This window comes from Burkholderia sp. GbtcB21, from assembly GCF_019091065.1.
GTDB classification, from domain to species: domain Bacteria; phylum Pseudomonadota; class Gammaproteobacteria; order Burkholderiales; family Burkholderiaceae; genus Burkholderia; species Burkholderia pyrrocinia_C.
This window is the reverse complement of the sequence record NZ_JAGXKA010000110.1, coordinates 1-447: the sequence shown is the minus strand read 5'-3', so window position 1 is coordinate 447 and position 447 is coordinate 1. Positions and strand designations below refer to the sequence as shown.

At 58.6% G+C, this 447-nt stretch carries 1 pseudogene; it reads left to right on the top strand.

The features are described from left to right. Window positions 1-447, top strand: a pseudogene (locus KVT39_RS36545) (EscR/YscR/HrcR family type III secretion system export apparatus protein); the annotation flags it as partial.

Sequence of the window (447 nt, the reverse complement as noted above, 5' to 3'; positions counted from 1 at the left end):
GGCCTGCAGCAGGTGCCGTCGAACCTGACCCACAACGGCATCGCGCTGATGCTTCCCATGTTCGTGATGCTGCCGGTCGCCAAGGATGTGTACAGCTACTACCAGGAGGAGCAGGTCAGCTTCACCAGCGTTTCCGCGCTAAGCAGCTTCGTCGATAACGGCCTGGATGGCTATCGAGACTACCTGCGCAAATATTCGGACCCGGAACTGATCACCTTTTTCGAGAAGGCGCAGGCCGAACGGACCGAACGCGAGACCGGCGTCGTGGCCGCGCCTGCCGCCGCGGAGGAAAAGCCATCCATCTTCGCCTTGCTGCCTGCCTATGCGCTGAGCGAGATCAAAAGCGCGTTCAAGATCGGTTTTTACCTCTATCTGCCTTTCGTAGTGGTGGATCTGGTGATTTCCAGCGTTCTGCTGGCGTTGGGGATGATGATGATGAGTCCGGTG